The sequence below is a fragment of the Paenibacillus antarcticus genome, assembly GCF_001637225.1.
Classification (GTDB): Bacteria; Bacillota; Bacilli; order Paenibacillales; family Paenibacillaceae; genus Paenibacillus_AQ; species Paenibacillus_AQ antarcticus.
In genome coordinates this window covers 14,048-30,057 of the sequence record NZ_LVJI01000023.1, presented here as the reverse complement: position 1 = coordinate 30,057, position 16,010 = coordinate 14,048, and the positions used below count along the sequence as shown (strand labels likewise).

27 protein-coding genes are annotated in these 16,010 nt (G+C 42.0%); all 27 read left to right on the top strand.

The features are described from left to right. Positions 1 to 72 precede the first annotated feature (72 nt). The 27 genes from PBAT_RS16070 (at position 73) to secY (ending at position 15,935) form a co-directional block, all read left to right on the top strand. Entirely contained in the window at positions 73 to 324 is a 252-nt protein-coding gene (locus tag PBAT_RS16070) for a ribosomal L7Ae/L30e/S12e/Gadd45 family protein (protein ID WP_068537341.1), read from the top strand. A gap of 139 nt (positions 325 to 463) precedes the next feature. Next, complete coding sequence (gene rpsL, locus PBAT_RS16065) at positions 464 to 883, top strand: 30S ribosomal protein S12 (protein ID WP_068537339.1); 420 nt, start codon at positions 464 to 466, stop codon at positions 881 to 883. A gap of 45 nt (positions 884 to 928) precedes the next feature. Beyond that, positions 929 to 1,399, top strand: a complete 471-nt coding sequence (rpsG, locus tag PBAT_RS16060; protein WP_068591146.1) for a 30S ribosomal protein S7 — start codon at positions 929 to 931, stop codon at positions 1,397 to 1,399. Positions 1,400 to 1,443: 44 nt separating this feature from the next. Next, a complete protein-coding gene (gene fusA, locus PBAT_RS16055; protein ID WP_068650943.1) occupies positions 1,444 to 3,522 on the top strand; it encodes an elongation factor G in 2,079 nt (692 codons plus the stop codon). Positions 3,523 to 3,622: 100 nt separating this feature from the next. Next, positions 3,623 to 4,813: an elongation factor Tu gene (gene tuf / locus PBAT_RS16050; RefSeq protein ID WP_068650942.1), complete on the top strand. Its 1,191-nt coding sequence runs from the start codon at positions 3,623 to 3,625 to the stop codon at positions 4,811 to 4,813. A 421-nt stretch (positions 4,814 to 5,234) separates the two neighbouring features. Beyond that, positions 5,235 to 5,543: a 30S ribosomal protein S10 gene (rpsJ, locus tag PBAT_RS16045; RefSeq protein WP_036652923.1), complete on the top strand. Its 309-nt coding sequence runs from the start codon at positions 5,235 to 5,237 to the stop codon at positions 5,541 to 5,543. A 46-nt stretch (positions 5,544 to 5,589) separates the two neighbouring features. Then, positions 5,590 to 6,213 (top strand): 50S ribosomal protein L3, encoded by a 624-nt coding sequence (gene rplC, locus PBAT_RS16040; protein ID WP_068650941.1) that lies wholly within the window; start codon positions 5,590 to 5,592, stop codon positions 6,211 to 6,213. A 24-nt stretch (positions 6,214 to 6,237) separates the two neighbouring features. Then, a complete protein-coding gene (gene rplD / locus PBAT_RS16035; RefSeq protein ID WP_068600244.1) occupies positions 6,238 to 6,861 on the top strand; it encodes a 50S ribosomal protein L4 in 624 nt (207 codons plus the stop codon). Further along, positions 6,861 to 7,154 (top strand): 50S ribosomal protein L23, encoded by a 294-nt coding sequence (rplW, locus tag PBAT_RS16030; RefSeq protein ID WP_068537324.1) that lies wholly within the window; start codon positions 6,861 to 6,863, stop codon positions 7,152 to 7,154. Before rplD ends, rplW begins: the two co-directional genes overlap by 1 nt. Positions 7,155 to 7,184: 30 nt before the next feature. After that, the gene (gene rplB, locus PBAT_RS16025; RefSeq protein ID WP_068537322.1) at positions 7,185 to 8,015 is read left to right on the top strand and encodes a 50S ribosomal protein L2; all 831 of its coding nucleotides are present in this window, start codon (positions 7,185 to 7,187) and stop codon (positions 8,013 to 8,015) included. Positions 8,016 to 8,084: 69 nt separating this feature from the next. Next, entirely contained in the window at positions 8,085 to 8,363 is a 279-nt protein-coding gene (gene rpsS / locus PBAT_RS16020; protein WP_068650940.1) for a 30S ribosomal protein S19, read from the top strand. Positions 8,364 to 8,398: 35 nt separating this feature from the next. Beyond that, the gene (gene rplV / locus PBAT_RS16015) at positions 8,399 to 8,731 is read left to right on the top strand and encodes a 50S ribosomal protein L22 (protein WP_068537318.1); all 333 of its coding nucleotides are present in this window, start codon (positions 8,399 to 8,401) and stop codon (positions 8,729 to 8,731) included. A 13-nt stretch (positions 8,732 to 8,744) separates the two neighbouring features. Further along, positions 8,745 to 9,410 carry a 30S ribosomal protein S3 gene (gene rpsC / locus PBAT_RS16010; RefSeq protein WP_068591161.1) on the top strand — a complete coding sequence of 222 codons (666 nt, stop codon included), beginning with the start codon at positions 8,745 to 8,747 and terminating at the stop codon, positions 9,408 to 9,410. A 2-nt stretch (positions 9,411 to 9,412) separates the two neighbouring features. Beyond that, positions 9,413 to 9,847 carry a 50S ribosomal protein L16 gene (gene rplP / locus PBAT_RS16005; RefSeq protein WP_068537314.1) on the top strand — a complete coding sequence of 145 codons (435 nt, stop codon included), beginning with the start codon at positions 9,413 to 9,415 and terminating at the stop codon, positions 9,845 to 9,847. Then, positions 9,837 to 10,034 (top strand): 50S ribosomal protein L29, encoded by a 198-nt coding sequence (gene rpmC, locus PBAT_RS16000; protein WP_068537312.1) that lies wholly within the window; start codon positions 9,837 to 9,839, stop codon positions 10,032 to 10,034. Before rplP ends, rpmC begins: the two co-directional genes overlap by 11 nt. A 44-nt stretch (positions 10,035 to 10,078) precedes the next feature. Continuing rightward, positions 10,079 to 10,345 (top strand): 30S ribosomal protein S17, encoded by a 267-nt coding sequence (gene rpsQ, locus PBAT_RS15995; RefSeq protein WP_068591163.1) that lies wholly within the window; start codon positions 10,079 to 10,081, stop codon positions 10,343 to 10,345. A gap of 37 nt (positions 10,346 to 10,382) precedes the next feature. Beyond that, positions 10,383 to 10,751 (top strand): 50S ribosomal protein L14, encoded by a 369-nt coding sequence (gene rplN, locus PBAT_RS15990; protein ID WP_068591165.1) that lies wholly within the window; start codon positions 10,383 to 10,385, stop codon positions 10,749 to 10,751. A gap of 53 nt (positions 10,752 to 10,804) precedes the next feature. Then, on the top strand, positions 10,805 to 11,158 hold the full coding sequence (gene rplX, locus PBAT_RS15985) for a 50S ribosomal protein L24 (RefSeq protein ID WP_068650939.1): 354 nt from the start codon (positions 10,805 to 10,807) through the stop codon (positions 11,156 to 11,158). Between the two features lie 31 nt (positions 11,159 to 11,189). Further along, positions 11,190 to 11,732, top strand: coding sequence for a 50S ribosomal protein L5 (rplE, locus tag PBAT_RS15980; RefSeq protein WP_068650938.1), 543 nt, complete (start codon positions 11,190 to 11,192; stop codon positions 11,730 to 11,732). 47 nt (positions 11,733 to 11,779) lie between these two features. Beyond that, positions 11,780 to 11,965, top strand: a complete 186-nt coding sequence (locus PBAT_RS15975) for a type Z 30S ribosomal protein S14 (RefSeq protein ID WP_068591169.1) — start codon at positions 11,780 to 11,782, stop codon at positions 11,963 to 11,965. 32 nt (positions 11,966 to 11,997) lie between these two features. Beyond that, the gene (rpsH, locus tag PBAT_RS15970) at positions 11,998 to 12,396 is read left to right on the top strand and encodes a 30S ribosomal protein S8 (RefSeq protein WP_068591172.1); all 399 of its coding nucleotides are present in this window, start codon (positions 11,998 to 12,000) and stop codon (positions 12,394 to 12,396) included. A gap of 33 nt (positions 12,397 to 12,429) precedes the next feature. Beyond that, on the top strand, positions 12,430 to 12,972 hold the full coding sequence (gene rplF, locus PBAT_RS15965; RefSeq protein WP_068650937.1) for a 50S ribosomal protein L6: 543 nt from the start codon (positions 12,430 to 12,432) through the stop codon (positions 12,970 to 12,972). 83 nt (positions 12,973 to 13,055) lie between these two features. Then, positions 13,056 to 13,424 (top strand): 50S ribosomal protein L18, encoded by a 369-nt coding sequence (rplR, locus tag PBAT_RS15960; protein WP_076577040.1) that lies wholly within the window; start codon positions 13,056 to 13,058, stop codon positions 13,422 to 13,424. Positions 13,425 to 13,452: 28 nt separating this feature from the next. Further along, entirely contained in the window at positions 13,453 to 13,950 is a 498-nt protein-coding gene (gene rpsE / locus PBAT_RS15955) for a 30S ribosomal protein S5 (protein ID WP_068537297.1), read from the top strand. A gap of 12 nt (positions 13,951 to 13,962) precedes the next feature. Beyond that, positions 13,963 to 14,151, top strand: a complete 189-nt coding sequence (gene rpmD / locus PBAT_RS15950; RefSeq protein WP_068650936.1) for a 50S ribosomal protein L30 — start codon at positions 13,963 to 13,965, stop codon at positions 14,149 to 14,151. Between the two features lie 45 nt (positions 14,152 to 14,196). Continuing rightward, entirely contained in the window at positions 14,197 to 14,637 is a 441-nt protein-coding gene (rplO, locus tag PBAT_RS15945; RefSeq protein ID WP_068537293.1) for a 50S ribosomal protein L15, read from the top strand. Further along, entirely contained in the window at positions 14,637 to 15,935 is a 1,299-nt protein-coding gene (secY, locus tag PBAT_RS15940; RefSeq protein ID WP_068650935.1) for a preprotein translocase subunit SecY, read from the top strand. Before rplO ends, secY begins: the two co-directional genes overlap by 1 nt. Positions 15,936 to 16,010: the final 75 nt, after the last annotated feature.

Below are 16,010 nucleotides of genomic sequence, written 5' to 3'. Positions count from 1 at the left end.
TATGAGATGCTAATATATCATAGGTGCGTGAGTAACTGCATTATTCCTGTTCTTTTGGAGGATTCGTAAAAGATGTCTAATGATAAAGGATTACAGGATGCTCATGTAAGAATCGGCACCAAACAAACCATGCGTACCGTTGAGTGTGGTCAAGCTACTGAAGTATATGTAGCCTTAGATGCGGACAACCGACTTATTTCAAAGATTGTAGCACTGTGCGAAAAGCATAGCGTCAACATAACGTATGTGGACACCATGATCGAATTGGGCGAAGCATGCAGCATTGAAGTGGGTGCAGCAATGGCTGCCGTCATTAAACAGTAGTTGTAAGAAGTTTTTGTGTGAAAGATACAAATTCTTTTCCGCAAAAACTTTTCATTTGTCCTTTTATGAACCACCTGGGTCTGTGGGCTTGGGATGCGGTTATAGATGGACAGTAATATAGGAAGGGGGTGGCAACAACATGCCAACAATTAATCAGTTAGTTCGTAAAGGACGCCAATCTAAGATTTACAAGTCTAAATCCCCAGCATTACAAAAAGGGTATAACGCTTTGAAGCGTGAAGAGACTGGATTGAGTGCTCCACAAAAACGTGGTGTATGTACTCGTGTAGGTACTATGACTCCACGTAAACCAAACTCCGCACTTCGTAAATATGCCCGTGTTCGTTTGACGAACCGCATTGAGGTGACTGCTTATATCCCAGGAATCGGACACAACTTGCAAGAGCACAGTGTCGTATTGGTTCGTGGAGGAAAAGTAAAAGACCTTGCAGGAGTTCGTTATCACATCGTTCGCGGTGCTCTTGATACTGCAGGCGTTAACAACCGGATGCAAGCTCGTTCCAAGTATGGTACGAAACGTCCGAAAGTCAAAAAATAATAGTGAATTCAATAGAATTCAATGATTTGAGAAAGGGGGATATCCATGCCACGCAAGGGTCCAGTTACTAAAAGAGACGTATTACCAGATCCGTTGTACAATAGCAAGCTAGTTACTCGTCTAATCAACCGCATTATGTTGGATGGTAAGAGAGGTACTGCAGCGACAATTCTATATAACGCGTTCAAGCTTATTCAAGAACGTACGGAGAAAGATCCGATGGAAGTATTTGAAGCAGCTATTAAGAACATCATGCCAGTTCTAGAAGTTAAAGCACGTCGTGTAGGGGGTTCTACCTACCAGGTACCACTAGAAGTGAAACCTGAAAGACGTACTGCTCTAGGTTTACGTTGGCTCGTGAACTACTCCCGCAACCGCGGAGAGAAGACTATGGAAGAACGTTTGGCTGCAGAAATTATTGATGCTTCTAACAACACAGGCGCTTCTGTTAAGAAACGCGAAGATACACACAAAATGGCTGAAGCGAACAAAGCGTTTGCTCACTATCGTTGGTAGAATCTATTTTAATATAACTTTGTTATTGAAGGGAGACTGTTTTTATGGCAAGAGAGTTCTCCTTGAGTAATACACGTAATATTGGGATCATGGCTCATATTGACGCAGGTAAGACTACTACCACTGAACGGATCTTGTTCTACACAGGTATAACGCACAAAATTGGTGAGGTTCACCAAGGGGCTGCGACTATGGACTGGATGGAACAAGAACAGGAGCGCGGAATTACAATTACTTCCGCTGCTACTACCGCTTCTTGGAAGGGTCACCGCGTTAATATCATTGATACCCCGGGACACGTTGACTTCACTGTTGAAGTTGAACGGTCCCTTCGTGTATTGGATGGGGCAGTAGGTGTGTTCAGTGCAAAAGAGGGCGTAGAACCTCAGTCCGAAACCGTATGGAGACAGGCTGACCGTTATGGCGTACCACGTATTGCATATGTGAACAAGATGGATATTATCGGTGCTGATTACCTTAATGTTATTGAATCTATGCGTGATCGTCTTGCTGCGAATGCAGTAGCGATTCAACTTCCGATTGGTGCAGAAAATGAATTTATCGGAATTATCGACCTTATTGAGCAAAAAGCTCATATGTATAAGGATGATCTAGGTCAAAACATTGAAGTGGTTGAAATTCCTGAAGAATTCAAGGCTCAAGTTGAAGAACTTCGTGCAATTCTGTTTGAAAAAGTAGCAGAGTTAGATGAAGAGCTAACAATGAAGTACCTTGAAGGCGAAGAAATTACAATTCCTGAATTGAAAAAAGCTCTTCGTAAAGGTGTTGTTGAGACGAAGATTTTCCCAGTTATCTGTGGATCTTCATATCGCAACAAGGGAGTTCAATTGATGATGGATGCTGTTGTAGATTATCTTCCGGCTCCAACTGACGTTCCAGCTATCGTTGGTCACCTTGATGATGGTACTGAAACAATTCGTCAGGCTGATGATAAAGCTCCTTTCGCAGCGCTTGCATTTAAGATTATGACTGACCCTTATGTTGGTAAACTTACGTTCTTCCGTGTATATTCCGGTGTATTACAATCCGGCTCTTATGTACTGAATGCAACGAAAGGTAAACGCGAACGTATCGGACGTATTCTTCAAATGCATGCTAACAGTCGTCAGGAAATCGCCGAAGTTTACTGCGGTGATATCGCATCAGCTGTTGGATTGAAAGATACAAGTACTGGTGATACACTCTGTGATGAGAAACACCCAGTTATTCTTGAATCAATGAACTTCCCTGATCCGGTTATCTCGATCGCAGTTGAACCTAAAACGAAGGCTGACCAAGATAAACTTGGTGTAGCACTCGGTAAGTTGACTGAGGAAGATCCTACACTTCGTGCTCATACAGATGAAGAGACAGGTCAAACGATTCTAGCAGGTATGGGTGAACTTCACCTTGATATCATCATCGATCGTATGCGTCGTGAGTTCAACGTAGAAACTAATGTGGGTAAACCGCAGGTTGCTTATCGTGAAACTTTCCGTGCAGCAGCACGTGTTGAAGGTAAGTTCGTACGTCAATCTGGGGGCCGTGGACAATACGGTCACGTATGGGTTGAATTCGAACCGCTTGAAGCAGGTACTGGTAATACTTTCGAAAGTAAGGTTGTTGGTGGATCTGTTCCTAGAGAATATGTTGCTCCAGCACTTGCAGGGATTGAAGAAGGAATGAAGAGCGGTGTTATCGCAGGCTTCCCGCTTGTTGATGTCAAAGCTACCATCGTTGATGGTTCATACCATGATGTCGATTCCAATGAAATGGCATTTAAAGTTGCAGGTTCTCTAGCGCTTAAAGCTGCTAAAGACAAGTGTAAGCCTGTCCTTCTTGAGCCTATCATGAAAGTTGAAGTCGTAGTACCAGAAGAGTATATGGGTGATGTTATGGGCATGCTGAATTCCCGTCGTGGACGGATTGAAGGTATGGATTCCCGTGCAGGTGGCCAAATCATTCGTGCTAAGGTGCCTTTGTCCGAAATGTTCGGATATTCCACAACTCTTCGTTCAGGTACTCAAGGACGCGGTGTGTTCTCAATGGAGCTTTCTCACTATGAAGAAGTTCCGAAGAGTATCTCCGAAGAAATTATCTCCAAGACTAAGGGTGGAGAATAATCACCACTTTTTTTCACAGAACGAAACGAAAGAAATGATTCTTTTACTTCGTGCTGTATAAACATAAACAATTTATTTATTGAAGGAGGAAGTGTTTAAAATGGCAAAGGCTAAATTTGAACGCAATAAAACACACGTAAATATCGGTACTATTGGTCACGTCGATCATGGTAAAACGACTCTTACTGCAGCAATTACAACTGTATTGTCCAAAACTTACGGGGGTGCTGCTGTAGCATTCGATCAAATCGATAAAGCTCCAGAAGAGCGCGAACGTGGTATTACAATCTCTACAGCTCACGTTGAATATGAAACTCCTACGCGTCACTATGCACACGTAGATTGCCCAGGTCACGCCGATTATGTTAAAAACATGATCACTGGTGCTGCTCAAATGGACGGAGCTATCCTAGTTGTTTCTGCAGCTGATGGTCCTATGCCACAGACTCGCGAGCATATCCTATTGTCTCGTCAAGTTGGTGTTCCATACATCGTTGTATTCTTGAACAAATGTGATGTTGTAGAAGACGAAGAGCTTCTTGAATTGGTAGAAATGGAAGTTCGTGACCTGTTGAATGAATATGATTTCCCAGGCGACGACACTCCAATCTTCCAAGGTTCTGCTCGTGAAGCTTTGGCTAATCCAGACGGAGAATGGGCTGCTAAGATCGTTGAAATGTTCAACGTTATCGACGTGTATGTTCCAGATCCAGTTCGTGATACTGACAAACCTTTCTTGATGCCTATCGAGGATGTATTCTCTATCACTGGTCGCGGTACCGTTGCTACAGGTCGTGTAGAGCGTGGAACTGTTAAGATCGGCGAAGAAATCGAAATCGTTGGTATTACTGAAGAATCCAAGAAATCTATCGTTACTGGTGTGGAAATGTTCCGTAAATTGCTTGATTCCGCACAAGCTGGTGACAACATCGGAGCATTGCTTCGTGGAGTAGACCGCACAATGATCGAGCGTGGTCAAGTTCTTGCTAAACCAGGTTCTGTTAAGCCTCACACAGAATTTTCTGCACAAATCTACGTGTTGACTAAAGAAGAAGGTGGACGTCATAAACCTTTCTTCACTGGTTACCGTCCACAGTTCTACTTCCGTACAACTGACGTAACTGGCGTTATCACTTTGCCAGAAGGATCTGAAATGGTTATGCCTGGTGACAACATCACTGTAACTGTTACATTGATCAACCCAATCGCGATTGAAGAAGGTACTAAGTTCTCCATTCGTGAAGGCGGACGTACTGTTGGTGCAGGTGCTGTAGCAACAATCACTAAATAATAAGACCTTTTGGTCTTGAATCATAAGCAACAGTGTACTGTAACGAGCAACAGTGTGATGTGAACGCAATTCAACAGAGGATTCTATCCTTATAAACGATAGAATCCTCTGTTTTTATTTTTTTACAGTGTATATGGGTAAAATTACTGGTAAGCTGATTCAATATATGAATAGTTTAAGGTTGCCTAGTTAGCGAATAAAGTGTATTATATAAACTTAGCCACGAGGTAATAACTTAACTTTCTATTTAATACTTGCTTTATACCCAAGTATTCTATATAATAATGAATGTTGTTCTGAGACGTTGCGATGATGCGAGAGGTTACTGACACACCTGGCCCCTTTGCCATGGAACGGTTGTCTAGAAAATTTTCGCGGAGTATGTCCGATACCAAATTGGGCGATAGAAGGAGGGACTAAAATGGCAAAGCAAAAAATTCGTATTCGTTTGAAAGCTTACGATCACAGAATTCTTGATCAATCCGCTGAGAAAATTGTTGAAACTGCAAAACGTTCGGGTGCTAGTGTTTCCGGACCGATTCCACTTCCAACTGAAAAACAAATCATTACCATTCTCCGTGCGGTACACAAGTATAAGGATTCGCGGGAACAGTTCGAACAACGCACTCATAAGCGTTTGATCGACATCGTTAACCCGACTCCACAAACTGTGGATGCCCTAATGCGCTTGGACCTGCCGTCCGGTGTAGATATTGAAATTAAATTGTAATATAGTTTTTGCTAGTACGAATTTATAAAGGAAACGAGGTGTCAACATGAAAGGTATCTTAGGAAAAAAACTCGGGATGACTCAAGTATTTACCCCTGAAGGTAATGTAATTCCTGTAACAGTAATTGAAGCAGGACCTTGTGTTGTTTTGCAAAAGAAAGACCTAGAGAACGATGGTTATGAAGCGATTCAACTAGGCTTTTCCGATAAAAAGGAAAGAAACGCGATCAAGCCAGAAATAGGCCATGCGAAAAAGGCAAATACTGCGCCTAAGCGCTACGTTCGCGAAATTCGCGGGATTGACTCCACAACTGTTGAAGTGGGTCAAGAGTTGAAGGCTGATGTCTTCACAGAAGGTGAATTTGTTGACGTAACAGGTACTTCAAAGGGTAAAGGATTTCAAGGTGTAATTAAACGATGGAACCAAAGCCGCGGACCAATGGCTCACGGATCACGTTACCACCGTAGACCGGGTTCAATGGGTTCTATCCAAGCGAACCGTGTACCTAAAGGCAAACGCCTTCCAGGACATATGGGACATACGACAATTACAGTACAAAAACTTGAAGTTATCAAAGTAGACGTGGAACGTAATGTTCTACTTGTAAAAGGTGCTGTACCAGGACCTAAAAACGGCTACGTGAAAATCAAAGAAACGGTGAAGAAATAATCACCATAGAAAGGAGGAACAACAATGCCCAAAGTAGTGCTTTTTAATGTAGGTGGAACTGAAGTAGGAGAAGTGGAATTGAGTGACACTGTATTCGGTATTGAACCGCATGTACATGTTATGAATCAAGCTGTTCTTTTGCAAAGAGCTTCTCTACGTCGTGGAACTCACAAAGTTAAAGGACGTTCTGAAGTGCGCGGTGGCGGACGTAAACCTTGGAAACAAAAAGGTACAGGTCGCGCTCGTCAAGGTTCAATTCGTTCGCCACAATGGAAAGGCGGCGGCGTAGTATTCGGACCAACACCACGCAGTTATACATTCAAACTGCCTAAGAAGGTTCGTCGTTTGGCAATTAAATCAGCATTGTCATCTAAAGTATTGGATAATAACATTATCGTACTAGATGCATTGACGTTGAATTCGCCAAAAACGAAAGAATTTGCAGCGATTTTAAGTAACTTAAAAGTCGATCGTAAAGCTCTAATTGTTACACCTAGTTATGATGATACAGTAGCTATGTCTGCTCGTAACATTCCTGGTGTGAAATTTGTAGCAGCAGACGGCATTAATGTCCTTGACGTACTATTGTACGACAAGTTGATCATTACGAAGGAAGCAGTTCAGAAGGTAGAGGAGGTGTTCGCGTAATGAAGGATCCTCGCGATGTGATCAAACGTCCGGTTATTACGGAACGTACGTCCGAATTTATGAGCGATATGAAATATGCTTTTGAAGTGGACATCCGTGCCAATAAAACCGAAATTAAACAAGCTATTGAAGCTATATTCAAAGTTAAAGTAACAAATGTTAATACAATGCGTGTACCGCAAAAACCTAAACGTTACGGTAAATATTCCGGTTATACATCGGAATGGAAGAAAGCTATCGTATCTCTTAGCAAAGATAGCAAGCCGCTTGAATTTTTTGAAGCAGTAGAGTAGTAAAATCGCTAAAGTAAGGAGGAAAACTCTGTGCCAATTAAAAAGTATAAACCTACTTCCCCGGCTAGAAGACACATGTCTGTGTCCACGTTTGAAGAAATCACTACAAACGAACCGGAAAAATCCTTGTTGTCTCCCCTTTTTAAACATGCGGGACGTAACAACCAAGGTAAAATTACAGTTCGTCACCATGGCGGCGGACACAAACGTAAATACCGTATTATTGACTTCAAACGGACTAAAGACGGCATACCAGGTCGCGTTGCTACGATTGAATACGATCCGAACCGTACTTCCAATATTGCTTTGATCCACTATGCAGACGGAGAGAAACGTTATATTATCGCTCCTCAAGGTCTAAAAGTTGGAGATCAAATCGAATCAGGACCAGCATCCGATATCAAAATTGGTAACACGCTTCCTATGGAAAACATTCCAGTAGGTACAGTTATCCACAATATCGAATTGCAACCAGGTAAAGGTGGACAATTAGTACGCGCAGCTGGTACTGAAGCTCAACTTCTTGGTAAAGAAGAAAAATACGTATCCGTACGTTTGTCTTCTGGTGAAGTTCGTAAATTGTTGAAAGTTTGTCGCGCTACAATCGGTTCTGTAGGTAATGCTGATCACGAACTAATTAAGATCGGTAAAGCAGGACGTAGCCGTTGGATGGGACGTCGTCCAGAAGTACGCGGAGTAGTAATGAACCCGAACGATCACCCACACGGTGGTGGTGAAGGACGCGCTCCAATCGGACGTAAATCTCCATTGTCTCCTTGGGGTAAACCAACTCTTGGTTACAAAACGCGTAAAAAAGGCAAAGCTTCTGACAAATATATCGTTCGCCGCCGCACAAAATAATGCACGTTGTGCATAACTTTGTGAAGTGCCGAAAGTAACGAGAAGATTTGATGAAGGGAGGATTCATATATGAGTCGCAGTTTAAAAAAGGGACCTTTCATTGATGGTTACCTGATGAAAAAAGTTGATGATATGAACGCATCGGAGAAAAAGGCTGTTATTAAGACTTGGTCTCGTCGTTCTACTATTTTTCCACAGTTCATCGGACTTACATTTGGCGTTTATGATGGACGTAAGCACGTTCCAGTATACGTAACGGAAGATATGGTAGGACACAAATTGGGCGAGTTTTCCCCAACACGTACTTACAGAAGTCATTCGGATGATGATAAGAAAACAAGAAGATAATATTTTAAGCTCTTTGTCTGAGAGGAGGTAACACAATGGAAGCAAAAGCACATGCTAAATCTATTCGGATTTCTTCCCGTAAAGTTCAATTAGTAATTGACTTGATTCGTGGAAAAGAAGTTGGCGCTGCAATCGCAATTCTTCGTCATACTCCGAAAGCCGCTTCCCCGGTTGTGGAAAAGTTGTTGAACTCAGCGATCGCAAATGCTGAACACAACTATTCACTAGATGTTAACAAATTGTTTGTTAGTGAAGTTTATGTCAACCAAGGACCGACGATGAAACGTTTCCGTCCTCGTGCGATGGGACGCGCTAGCAAAATTAATAAGCGTACTAGCCACATTTCTTTGGTGGTATCTGAGAAATAAGGAGGGATAACGAGTGGGCCAAAAAGTAAATCCTATAGGACTACGTGTAGGCATTATTCGTGATTGGGAATCTAAATGGTTTGCCGGTAAAGAGTTCGGTACTCTTTTAATCGAAGACATTAAAATTCGCGAATACGTTAAAAATAAATTAAAAGATTCAGCTGTTTCTCATATTGAAATTGAGCGTGCAGCTGGTCGTGTGAATGTTACTATTCATACAGCTAAGCCAGGAATGGTAATCGGTAAGGGCGGTGCTGAAGTAGAAGTACTTCGTACTCAAATTGCTAAGATTTCTCTTGGTAAAAAAGTTCACATTAACATTTCTGAAATCAAACACCCTGAACTAGATGCTATTCTTGTAGCTGAAAGCATTGCACAACAATTGGAACGTCGTGTTTCCTTCCGTCGTGCTTTGAAGCAAGCAATGCAAAGAACTATGCGCTCTGGTGCAAAAGGGATTAAAACACAAGTAGGCGGACGTCTTGGCGGTGCTGAGATTGCTCGTTCAGAAGGCTACAGCGAAGGAACTGTTCCACTTCATACGCTTCGTGCTGATATTGACTACGGTACAGCTGAAGCAGCTACTACTTTCGGTCTAATCGGAGTGAAGGTATGGATCTATCGTGGAGAGGTTCTTCCTACGGCTAAGAAACAGGCTGCGCAGGAAGGAGGCAACTAATCATGTTGGTACCAAAACGTGTAAAACACCGCAAACAACAACGCGGACACATGAGAGGTCAAGCTAAAGGCGGAACTGAATTGAACTTCGGAGAATTCGGTCTTGTAGCATTAGAGCCATCATGGATTACTAACCGCCAGATTGAAGCTGCGCGTATTGCTATGACGCGTTACATCAAACGTGGTGGTAAAGTATGGATCAAGATTTTCCCGGATAAGCCAATTACACAGAAGCCTCTAGAAGTACGTATGGGTAGTGGTAAAGGTAACGTGGAAAAATGGGTTGCAGTTGTAAAACCTGGTAAGATTATGTTTGAACTTGGTGGAGTGCCTGAAGAAATCGCTCGTGAAGCGATGCGTCTTGCTTCTCACAAATTGCCAATTAAAACTAAGTTTATCAAACGTGAAGAAGTGGGTGGTGAAGCAAATGAAAGCTAGTGAACTTCGTAACCTAACCTCTGCTGAGATAGAACAAAAAGTATCCGGATTTAAAGAAGAACTCTTTAACCTCCGTTTTCAACTGGCTACTGGTCAGCTTGACAACCCGACTCGGATTCGTGATGTTCGTAAAGAAATAGCTCGTGCTAAAACTATTATCCATGAAAGACTACTTGGAATTAGTTAATTGAATCGGACTAACGTCGTCTATATTCAGGAAGGAGGCTTACAATGAGCGAGGAACGTAATGCACGTAAAGTACAAGTGGGTAAAGTAGTCAGCGATAAAATGGATAAAACTATTGTTATTGCTGTTGAATCTCATAAAAAGCACAACTTGTATCACAAGAGCATTAAACACACTAAGAAGTTTAAGGCACATGATGAAAACAATGATGCTAAAATCGGGGATGTAGTTAAAGTTATGGAGACCCGTCCACTATCTAAGGATAAACGCTGGAGATTAGTAGAAATCGTAGAAAAAGCGATTATCATCTAAATCCTTTATACGTTTTTTTCGAAAGGAGGAAATATAAATGATTCAACCATTTACACGTTTGCATGTAGCTGACAACTCCGGAGCGAAGGAACTTATGTGTATCCGCGTTTTAGGAGGAACAGGTCGTCGTACAGCAGCAATTGGTGATATGATCGTATGTGCTGTTAAAGCAGCAACACCAGGCGGCGTTGTCAAAAAGGGTGATGTAGTAAGAGCTGTAGTAGTTCGTACTAAACGTACTGTTCGTCGTAAAGACGGTTCGTATATCGCTTTTGATGAAAATGCAGCAGTTGTAGTTAAAGATGATAAGAGCCCACGTGGAACTCGTATTTTTGGACCTGTTGCTCGCGAACTTCGCGACAGAGACTTCATGAAAATCGTTTCCTTGGCACCGGAAGTTATCTAAATCCAATTAACCTTAAACTTGCAAGGAATAGCAAGCCGCAGGAGGTGTAACAAATGCCAAAAGTGAAAAAAGTTCTTGAATCCCACAGCCATAAACTTCATGTCAAAAAAGACGATGTAGTCATGGTGATCAGCGGGAAAGACAAAGGTAAAAAAGGTCGTATCATTGCTTCTTATCCTCGTCAAAACCGGGTCTTGGTCGAAGGTGTAAACATGATGAAGAAACATCAAAAACCTAACCAATCTAACCCGCAAGGCGGTATCATCGAGCAAGAAGCTGCAATTCACGTTTCTAACGTGATGCATATCGATCCAAAGAGCGGAAGCGTAACTCGTATCGGATACAAAGTATTGGATAACGGACAAAAGGTTCGCGTAGCGAAAAAATCCGGAGAAGTTATCGACTAATCGAATAGTGATGAAAGGAGGTTTGTGATTCATGGCAGTAAGAATAAAAGATCGTTACTTGAACGAAATTACACCTGCTTTGATGCAGAAGTTTAACTATACAACAGTTATGCAAGTACCTAAGATTGAGAAGGTTGTTATCAACATGGGTGTTGGTGAAGCAGTTTCTAACTCTAAAGTACTTGATGCGGCTGTAAATGATATGCAATTGATCTCTGGTCAAAAGCCAATTATCACTCGTGCTAAGAAATCCATCGCTGGATTCAAATTACGTGAAAACATGCCAATCGGTGTGAAAGTAACGTTACGTGGAGAACGCATGTATTATTTCTTGGACAAATTGTTTAACATTACTCTTGCTCGTGTTCGCGATTTCCATGGTGTATCCAATAAAGCCTTTGACGGCCGTGGTAACTACACGCTTGGACTCAAGGAACAATTGATTTTCCCTGAGATTGAATATGACAAGGTAGATAAAGTTCGTGGTATGGATATCGTTATTGTAACGACAGCCAATACTGATGAAGAGTCGCGCGAGCTTCTCACTCAAATGGGAATGCCTTTTGCAAAGTAATTCCGCAAATCCATTTCTCCGAAAATTATTAGGAGGTGTCAGTCTAAGTGGCAAAAACTTCGATGATAGTAAAACAACAACGTACGCCTAAGTTTAAAGTACGTGGTTATACTCGTTGCGAACGTTGTGGTCGTCCACATTCAGTACTGCAGAAGTTTAAAATTTGCAGAATTTGTTTCCGTGAATTAGCTCATGCGGGCCAGATTCCTGGCGTGAAAAAAGCAAGCTGGTAAGAAGTCCATAAACGGGAAGGAGGTTTACACACATGACTATGTCTGATCCAATTGCAGATATGCTTACTCGTATTCGTAACGCTAATACAGTACGTCACGAAACGGTTGAAATGCCTGCATCTACGATGAAGAAACAAATCGCTGATATTTTGAAGCGTGAAGGATTCATCCGTGACGCAGAAGTTGTCGCTGATAACAAACAAGGGATTATCCGTATTTTCTTGAAATATGGACAAAACAACGAACGTGTTATCACAGGTTTGAAGAGAATTAGTAAACCAGGCCTTCGCGTGTATACGAAGAGCAACGAAGTTCCTCGTGTACTCGGCGGTCTAGGTATCGCGATTGTCTCCACTTCAAAGGGAGTTATGACCGATAAAGAAGCTCGTCAATCTAAATCTGGCGGAGAAGTTGTCTGCTACGTTTGGTAATATAATGTCACAAGACAAGGAGGTGCAACATATATGTCTCGTATTGGTCGCAAACCAATCGCAGTACCAAGTGGTGTAGAAATCACTTTGAATAACACTGTTATTACTGTTAAAGGACCTAAAGGAACTTTGACTCGTGAACTTCATAAAGACATGAAGGTAACAGTTGATAATAATGAAATACTTGTTGAACGTCCTTCTGACAATAAAACGCATCGTTCTCTTCACGGCACGACACGCAGCGTTGTCAGCAACATGGTTACTGGTGTAACTGAAGGTTTCTTTAAAAACCTAGAATTGGTTGGGGTCGGATATCGCGCAAGCAAATCCGGAGATAAAATCGTTCTAAACGTAGGTTACTCACACCCAGTTGAAATCGCTCCAGAACCAGGTATTGAGTTTGAAGTACCTGTTAATACAAAGATCACTGTTAGAGGGATCGATAAAGAACGCGTAGGAGCTTATGCTGCTAACATCCGTTCTGTACGTGAGCCTGAACCTTACAAAGGTAAAGGAATTAAGTATGAAGGCGAACGCATTATCCGTAAGGAAGGTAAAGCAGGTAAGAAAAAATAAGTTATTTTTTCTTATTCCTGAGTTACCATGTGCGTCTTAACGTGATGCTTTGAAGGTAAACTGAAAGGAGTGAAATGGAAGTCATGATTAATAAAGAAGATAAGAACAAGGCACGTGTAAGAAGACATCTTCGTGTTCGTAAGAAAATTACTGGAACCGTTGAACGTCCACGTCTTAACGTTTTCCGTTCTTCCAAACATATCTATGCTCAATTGATTGATGACGTTGCTGGTGTTACATTGGTAGCAGCATCAACAGTTGATAAAGAATTGAGTGAAGGAATCACTAATGGCGCTAACGTAGAGTCAGCTCGTAAAGTTGGCGAATTGGTTGCTAAACGTGCAAAAGATAAGGGCTATGCTTCGGTTGTATTTGACCGCGGAGGTTACTTATATCACGGACGAATTCAAGCACTTGCAGATGCAGCTCGTGAAGCAGGCTTAGAATTCTAAGAAATTTTTTAAAAAGGAGGTTAACGACTTGCGTGTAGATCCGAATACTTTAGAACTGACTGAAAGAGTTGTAAATATTAACCGCGTAGCAAAAGTTGTAAAAGGCGGACGCCGTTTTAGCTTTAGCGCGTTGGTAGTTGTCGGCGATGGCAAAGGTTATGTTGGCGCCGGTATCGGTAAAGCAGGCGAAGTACCTGATGCGATTCGCAAAGGTATTGAAGATGCTAAGAAAAATCTAATTCATGTTCCACTTGTTGGAACATCTATTCCTCACACGGTAACAGGTAAATTCGGAGCTGGTCGCGTCTTTATGAAACCAGCATCAGAAGGTACTGGAGTTATCGCTGGCGGTCCTGTACGTGCAGTACTTGAACTTGCTGGTGTGGGTGATATCTTGACAAAATCTCTGGGTTCTTCGAACTCCATGAATATGGTCAACGCAACTTTAGAGGGCTTGTCCCGTCTGAAACGCGCTGAGGATGTTGCGAAATTACGCGGCAAATCCGTCGAAGAATTGCTCGGTTAAGGAGTGAATGTCATGACAAAACAACTTGAAATTACCCTAGTTCGTAGTTTGATTGGTCGTCCTGGTGATCAACGTGCGACTGTCAACACACTTGGTTTGAAAAAAATCAACAAAACTGTTGTTCATAACGACAATCCAGCGATTCGCGGAATGATCAATAAAGTGTCCCATTTAGTATCAGTAACAGAAATCGAAGCTTAATCTATATAGATTAAGCTACAAAATCTTAAGGAGGTGCAACGAACGATGAAATTACATGAGCTTTCCTCTGCCCCTGGTTCCCGTAAAGAACGCAAACGTGTTGGACGCGGTACTAGTAGTGGTACAGGTAAAACATCAGGTCGTGGCCATAAAGGTCAAAACTCTCGTTCCGGCGGTGGAGTTCGCCCTGGTTTCGAAGGTGGACAAAACCCGTTGTATCGTCGCTTACCTAAACGCGGGTTTACTAACCCTACGCGTAAAGAATATGCGATCGTGAACATCGAAGATCTTAACAACTTCGCAGCAGATACAGAAGTAACACCAGAATTTTTGTTCGAAAACGGAATCGTGAAAAATGCTAAAAGCGGAATCAAGATTCTTGGCAACGGCGAAGTAACAGTTAAGCTGTCTGTCAAAGCGAATAAGTTTTCTCAATCTGCGGTGGAGAAAATAGAGGCTGCCGGCGGTAAAACCGAGGTGATCTAATGTTTAAGACGATCAAAAATATTTGGCACATTGAGGATCTACGCAAAAGAATCTTCTTTACACTATTCGTACTATTTATTTATCGCATCGGTAGCTTTGTACCAGTACCTGGTGTTGATAAATCAGTCCTATCGGATATTAATAATGCAGGTGCAGATTTTCTTGGTCTTCTCAACACGTTCTCGGGTGGCGCATTGATGCAATTCTCGATATTCGCCCTCGGGATTACGCCATATATTACAGCATCCATTATAGTGCAGTTGCTCTCTATGGATGTTATACCTAAACTTTCCGAGTGGGCCAAACAAGGCGAACACGGAAAGAAGAAATCAGCACAATTGACGCGCTATGGTACAATTGTATTGGGTATAATTCAGGCGTTTGCTATGTCTATCGGGTTTAACCGTATGTATGGCGCTGAAATGGTTCCCAACGCAACATTCGCTAAATATGCGCTGATTGCTATTGTTTTGACGGCGGGTACTGCCTTCCTGATGTGGTTAGGTGAGCAAATTACGGAAAGAGGTATGGGGAACGGTATATCGATACTTATCTTTGCAGGTATCGTAGCTAACATTCCAACCTATATTACGAATACTGCTCAGTCTTCCTTCATCCAAGACAATCAAATGTTTATGAATTCAGTGAAGACGATTCTCTTAGTTCTTGTAGTTGTACTGATTGTTGTTGGTGTAATATACGTCCAACAAGCGATTCGTAAGATTCCAGTACAATATGCAAAACGTGTCGTTGGAAACAAAATGTATGGAGGACAAAATACGCATATTCCGCTTAAGATTAATGCGGCGGGCGTAATTCCAGTCATTTTCGCCATATCATTACTTCAATTTCCAGTTATCATTGCTAACTTTTGGTCCACACACACATGGGCTAAATGGGTTGTTAAAAACCTGAGTCATGATCAACCGCTTGGTATGGTCTTGTATGTTATTATGATTATTGGATTCACATTCTTCTATACATTTGTACAGATGAATCCTCAACAAATGGCTGAAAATATGAAGAAAAACGGTGGATACATTCCTGGGATTCGTCCTGGTAAAGCAACTGAGAAATATATGACTCGTGTTATGTCTCGTTTGACAATGACAGGTGCAATATTTCTAGCTGTTATATCGTTGATGCCAATCTTCTTAGGTACATTGGCTGGTTTGCCTAAATCCGTGCAAATCGGGGGTACAGCACTTCTCATCGTTATCGGTGTTGCGCTGGATACTATGAAGCAAATCGAAGGTCAATTGATCAAACGTCATTACAAAGGTTTCATTAATAAATAAAAGGTTCGGTGAAGTTTTTTAAACTTCCTGGCACCTGCATTTCTTGCAATAGGAATTCTTGGGGGAGTGATAATC